This is a genomic window from Brevibacillus sp. FW306-2-1A-C05A, from assembly GCF_058781555.1.
The window spans coordinates 1-6119 of record NZ_JBYSWV010000092.1; the positions used below are offsets into that span (position 1 = coordinate 1).

The following is a 6119-nucleotide window of genomic DNA, read 5'->3' on the forward strand; positions in this document are numbered from 1 at the left end:
TTGATAACAATTCTTCATGCAAGGACTCCTTCGAATTTATCGCGTCTAATCAAGAAGTGAATTTTGCAAAAGGCTCAAGTTAAATTCATTTAACTGATCCTTAATCTTTTGCACCCACATTGGGAGAGATTCTGCCTGATATTTCAGGACGTTATGTTCTGCATGTAAAACAATTTCACCGGACGCTCCGCTGTTGTCAATCACAATCAAATGATCAATAAGATGGAAGTGAGTCAGAAGATTTTGCATGGATGTGGTTTGTCTCCGAACGATGTCTTTAGTCGGTATATGATGTCCACCGGTTTGAACTCTGGCGGCAACACGTTCGATATTGAGCCGAACATCATTTAGACCCACATAAAACATCGTCACTTCAAAGCCGTTCGCCTTGGCATCCCGTATCAGTCGAATAGCATTGCCGCCAGCCAAAGTCGTTTCTAACGAAAAATCTCGTTTATGCTGAATACATTCTCTCGCAAGCTTAATCGCTTCTTTGCCCGCGGATACTTTGCGGCGATCCGGATGGTCAGAATCAATGCCGCGAGCTAAAGCGTCGGGATCTATATTGACACTGATACCAAGCCTGTCCACTATCAGATTGCGAATGGTGCTTTTACCGCTGCCGTTATTGCCGGCGAATACAATCATCACGGCGGAGAACTCATTCATGAGGAACCCCTGGATTGTCGATCGGCTCGATCAGGCCGTTTGCATATTCTTTGACAATCTGGCCTTTTTCCGTTTGATAAACAATGTAAGTTCCGTTCGCTTTTGCATCCAGTTTCGCGCGATCGCCCGTAAGTTTGATCAGTTTTTGCAAATCTTGAACACGCTCCATCATCGATCACCACCGAATCCGTCTCCATTTAGACACTATTATAACATATTCGATTATGATCAAAATTACAGGTTTCGCATACCGGTTTGTCCACCCTCATCACAAAAAAATCCGCTGTGCACAAACCGCGTGACTTCTTATTCCATTATAAAGTTCAAAAACGGATCTTCCCCAACTCCTCCCGGAAAGCCGGTCTTCGCGGAAACCTGGTTAACAATTTTTGTGTGACGGTGAACGCTTCTTTCCGTCCGCCAACCTGTTGAAGCATTCGAATGATCCGGCAAACATCGGCGTAATCTCGCCTGTCTCTGGATTGATCCGCCCGGAATTCGATATATGCCACGAAAAGCGCCTTCACCTCCTCCGGGTAATGCGGAAGCAATTGCTCATAGAACGATTCAATTCGGTAAGGTGCCTTGCGGACATGTTCCAAAAGCCGTGCGAACATCTCCTCTTCCACCAGGATTTGGGTATACGTATGCTCTCCCCTCGGGCTCTGCTCCAATTGATCTAACATATCTTGCAGATACAAGGACCATTCTCCCTCATCCGAAAATGTATCCTTCACAGACCGGTAATAATCATATTCTCCGTTCATGATCAGCTCCATCCCGAGTTTCCGCTGCTGTTCGACTTGTCCTGTGCGATGGTATGCCTCATACCGATATTTCTTCCAGCGATAGACGAGCCCCGGCAGCCCCTGATCTTGAGCTTCCCCGGCCTCCGCCAATCGGATCGCTTCCTCGGCATCGCCTTGCTCAAGCGCCGCACGAATCGCAATCTCCCGGATTTCCGGGAAATGCAGATGTCTATACAAATAAGCTTTCGCCTGTTCTTCATCTGAACGTTCCAATATTTGACCATATCGGAGCACAGCCACCCGCTCGTCTGCGTACCTCTTCGACCAATTGCTCCCGGACATATGACCCAGGAGCGAATCCGCCGCATCATCCCATTGATGTTGCATCTCTTCCGACTCGATCAGCGCGCCCGCCGCCTCGAGGAGCGCGAGCTGCCAATCCGGCCACCCGTCATAATAAGGTTGATGTATCTCCTCCAACAACCGACGGAAAATCTTCATGCGTTCTTCCGCCGGAATATGATGGCGATCCTGAACCAGCTTGAAGATCGATTCCAGACAGCTTTCGATCACGATCCCGACTCCACCGTCCGAATCGTCGGCGGACTGCAATAATTCAATCATCTCTTCGATGATGCAAAACAGAATCGCCAGCCCGTGCAACCATTCCTCTTCATCGAAGGCGGAGAGAGCCTTTTCAGCGACGATCTTCGCACCTTCCACCGCGTGGCTTACGTTCCGCCAAGACACAAAACCATGATCATCCGAATATGTGTCAATGTAGGATCGAATCAACCGTCGGCAGGCGTCCAACTCCTGATCCGCGCCCCTTTTCGACAAGTGGAGTCTGATGCGCTCTTCCGCGGTATATGAATCCGATGCAATCGAGAGCAGCAATTCGATTAATTTCTCCTTGCTCTCTGCTTCCAACAGTTGCCGGAGAGACGGTTCCGGTGAAGATACCCCGTCTGCTTCTCTATTCTTAAGCTCGAGGAATACGGCGACTTGATGCTTGCATACCGGTCCAAAATCGTACGGACAATCGCATTCCGATTCCATTATGTTGTTCTCGTTGTCTAGCCTTACATAAACCTCATAATCCTCGTACCCGCGCACAACCGCAGTGTACTTTTCATCGGCAATGGACTTCAAGGAAATTACCCGTCCTTCGGACGCGTATTCCTTCCCTCTGTGTACAACTGCAGGATCTATGTATCTGGAAAAATCGGATAAATTCAAGAGGACCACCCCCTTTGGATGCTTCTTTCCATCTTGGAATTCCAATAGTCGATGAACACCTGATAAGATCGCTCAGTGGTGAAAAAGAAAATATGTTGATCTGCCGCAGCGTCGACATATTCATCTTTTAGAAATGGTGACAGCGACACAGGTCGTATATCGGTTACCGATTGGAAAATAATCCTGCTCATTTGTTGCTTTTATGCTTAAGGATGTATGTTTTAGCCAAGTGGTTTAGATGGCCAACAGCAATTGAATTGGGATCACTCGGGTCATGCTTCTTCTGCATGGCACGTTCAAATTCATCAATCATCTTTGCAAAATCGCATACATTCTGCTCAAGACCAAATAAGCGTTTCATGTCTCGATAGTGTCGAAAAAAGACTGCTTTAGCTTGATCATTGGGATAACCTAATTGTTGAAGTTCCGAAATGACCGCTTGAGCATACAGCTTAATCATCGTCTGTCTTGAAGAACGTTTCACCGGTATCCCCTGCCCAAACATTTCTTTATTACTCGAGAATCAACTTCACTTCAATGGATTCGAACCAATCAGAAACACGTTTGCGATTCTGCTCTTCAACAAACTGGTAATACCGCTCTAACTGCTCGCTGTCGGAAGATAACGCATCCTTGAATCTTCGGAATATTCTCTTGCCGCCGCTTAATATGTGCATCAAAGTGGATTGCAGCTTTTTATCTTCAACCGTTTCCGCAAAATCAACCATGTCGGTATATCCTTCATCCGACTCCCGTTTCGGTATCCGAAAGTAAATTTCATTAAAGCCTTCTTCAATGATCTCGCTTAATTCTTCGTCCTCTTCATCCCGGTCAAACGTTCGCAACATGACAACATCTCCAGTTTCGATATTCAGGAAGGACTCTATTCCTTCTACGTACATGTCGTATGCATCCACAATCTCCTGAAACTGCTGCTTGGTCAATTTCAATTCTTTCATAGGTTCTCCCTCAGCTACTGTCGCTTTGATCAACTCGCCGCGTTGTTCCGCCTCATATTCCTCCCACGTGATTCCATACGGGAAGCCTCCATCCGTATATCCGGCGATAAAATAGAAATTCTCGTCTTGCTCCAACAGCCCCGTGAATTCCGCTTTCTGACCGGTCCGCTTATTTTTCTTCCTGCCGCGCATTAAGTTCCCCACCTAAATCCATCTTATTTGAACGTGCAGATTAGCCAAATTGTCATGAAAACCCCAGCCGATCCCTTCTGTTTTCGAAACAACGGCTTCGAGACGTTCCTCGAATTCGTCGAACAACTCGGCTGTTTCATCTTCATTTACTTGATCAATGATATCGGCATACATGGACACCATGCTGTAGTAGAAGCGTTCATCAATATCCCCGTAGCTTAGGGTGAAATCAACTCCATTTTCAACGTAGACCAGCTTCAATTCCAGGGCGTACCTGGAATTTCCAGTCAATCTCTCGAATTCCGAAATCGCATGTTTCGCTTCCTGGAGTCTCAGCTTGCCAAATCCCCGCTCAGGGAAAAACTCTTTCTCAACCTTCTTGCAATACTCTTGAAAGAGAGACTCTACTGCTTCATCGCCCAGTATTCTTACAGCAAGAAACTTCTCCATATCTTTGCTGGCGCCATAACAAGCCTTCACCAAATCGATAAGCTGGTCGCTATTTAGCTGCTTCAGATGCTTATTCAGAGCAGACTTCGTCAGCTTCACAGGCTTTTTCCCTACCGGCCGCTTAACCAGTGACTTGGGGATCAGCTTGTCCTTCTGCCGCTCAAGCTCCTGATTCACTTCTTCGCAGGAGAAATGTTCGGGATCATATCCTTCTCGAACCCAGCCTATAAAATGATCCCGCTCCGGATGATTGGGAGTAAGCAGTACTTCCAGCATATGCTGATGCCCCCACACGCCTCCCACATCTTCCTGCGGACAGCCGCGGGCACCATCTAGACACAAGGGTGCCGGGTCGGATGTCGATGCGTCGATTTTGATCAACGTAACCGTGTGCTGCCAATCATCTCCAAAATCATACACGTATGTAAATACGGTGTTTTCTTCGTGAACATGCTTCTGAACGATTTCCCTCCGTGCATTCAGCACCTCGCGGTCTTCTATATGCTCGAATGTCGGATCGGGCAGACCGATCACCTTTTCTTTCACATGAAACTCGTATAAATGGTAATTTTCCCATCCCATGACCGATTGGATGATTTTGTGAAGCTGATGAAACGTCACGTCCGGATGAAATTGAAACTCCCGCCAAATCTTCGGGGCAATCTCATTCAGTTCGATTCTGCATCTATAAACCATGATCGTCTGTTCTCCTTTTAAGTATTCCGAGTATATAAACAAACCCACTGTATCCCGGTTGGAATTACAATGGGTAGGCTAAATGGTAAACAGCGGCAAACCGAATGCTTCCCGAACAAAGCTCATATCGTGGTCCCTTGATACAAGACCAAGCTGGTGCTCAATAGAAGTTGCAATAATAATTGCGTCCGGAGTTTTAAGCTTCCGTCCTTTCGACTTTTGTTCCCTACGTATGTCCCCGGCAAGTCGGGCAACACTGGAACTTACCTCAATACATCTTCGTGAATTAAACAGCTTGATTCCTTGCAAACGATAAGCGGATTCCAGCCCGCTGAACACTTCGCACTCCGTAATTACGGAGAAATAAATCGACATCCGATCGTCACTGGCCTGCCTAACAAAATCCAACGCGGCATGCTCCCCAGCCAGCAATGCGATCGCAATATTGGTATCGAGTAAATAACCGCCCATTTAGTTCCACTCTTCCTCACGCATTTTCTTGACTTCATTAGCCAACTGCTTTGCTTGTTCCGGTGTTAATACCCCCGCCGACTCAAGGATGTCATCAATGGAGTAGTCATCCTCTACTTCAATCGTGTCGTTATCCAAATTGATTTTTACTTTGCTGTGCGTAATATTCATCTTTTGCAGTATGGAGCGAAGTTCCTTAGCCGTTTGCTGATCCATCTTTTTGGGCAAAGACATTGTTTAAACACCAACCTTCCGATTTAAGATTTGCAAGATATTTCAGTATTTCCGATGTACTCAAGGCCTTTCCGGATTTATATTCCATTCTGCTCTGTTCAATCATGAATTTCAGTTCCGGATTGGCTTCAACATCGGCTTGAATGGATCGCTGCTCTTCGATATCATTTCACTCCTGTCATAATCGTTTCTTCTGTCATACTGGAGCGCTTAATTTCGTGTTACCAACAGTATAACATAACACACTCAAAAGCCAGAAGCACATAAGCCGGCCTCTTCGGAATAGCTTATCGATCCAGATGGCTTGTCCCCCCTCACCGCACAAACCGCCCGCTGCACACAAAGCGACCCTCCTTCTGACGTCGGTTCGTGTTCACAACGTGTTCACAATATGCGCCACCAGCCGCAAATTGTGCTCGATCAGCTTGTTGCGGGCGTACGGATCGCCTTTTGCCATGAG

8 protein-coding genes and 1 pseudogene are annotated in these 6119 nt (G+C 46.7%); all 9 read right to left on the minus strand.

Going from position 1 to position 6119, the window contains the following annotated elements; translation table 11 throughout:
* Positions 1-45: 45 nt before the first annotated feature.
* A complete protein-coding gene (locus AC3WJN_RS25305; protein ID WP_433947669.1) occupies positions 46-669 on the minus strand; it encodes an ATPase in 624 nt (207 codons plus the stop codon).
* Complete coding sequence (locus tag AC3WJN_RS25310; RefSeq protein WP_007781155.1) at positions 662-841, minus strand: hypothetical protein; 180 nt, start codon at positions 839-841, stop codon at positions 662-664. Before AC3WJN_RS25310 ends, AC3WJN_RS25305 begins: the two co-directional genes overlap by 8 nt.
* A 151-nt stretch (positions 842-992) precedes the next feature.
* Positions 993-2657, minus strand: a complete 1665-nt coding sequence (locus AC3WJN_RS25315; protein ID WP_007781152.1) for an SWIM zinc finger family protein — start codon at positions 2655-2657, stop codon at positions 993-995.
* A 187-nt stretch (positions 2658-2844) separates the two neighbouring features.
* Entirely contained in the window at positions 2845-3141 is a 297-nt protein-coding gene (locus tag AC3WJN_RS25320; RefSeq protein WP_157179516.1) for a nucleotide exchange factor GrpE, read from the minus strand.
* Positions 3142-3169: 28 nt separating this feature from the next.
* Positions 3170-3808 (minus strand): UPF0158 family protein, encoded by a 639-nt coding sequence (locus AC3WJN_RS25325; RefSeq protein WP_007781149.1) that lies wholly within the window; start codon positions 3806-3808, stop codon positions 3170-3172.
* A 12-nt stretch (positions 3809-3820) separates the two neighbouring features.
* Complete coding sequence (locus AC3WJN_RS25330) at positions 3821-4954, minus strand: DUF6155 family protein (RefSeq protein ID WP_007781146.1); 1134 nt, start codon at positions 4952-4954, stop codon at positions 3821-3823.
* A gap of 78 nt (positions 4955-5032) precedes the next feature.
* Positions 5033-5425 (minus strand): type II toxin-antitoxin system VapC family toxin, encoded by a 393-nt coding sequence (locus AC3WJN_RS25335; protein WP_007781142.1) that lies wholly within the window; start codon positions 5423-5425, stop codon positions 5033-5035.
* Positions 5426-5659 (minus strand): hypothetical protein, encoded by a 234-nt coding sequence (locus AC3WJN_RS25340; protein ID WP_007781139.1) that lies wholly within the window; start codon positions 5657-5659, stop codon positions 5426-5428. It lies immediately after the preceding gene.
* Between the two features lie 385 nt (positions 5660-6044).
* Positions 6045-6119: pseudogene (locus AC3WJN_RS25345) on the minus strand (RNA polymerase subunit sigma-70); the annotation flags it as partial.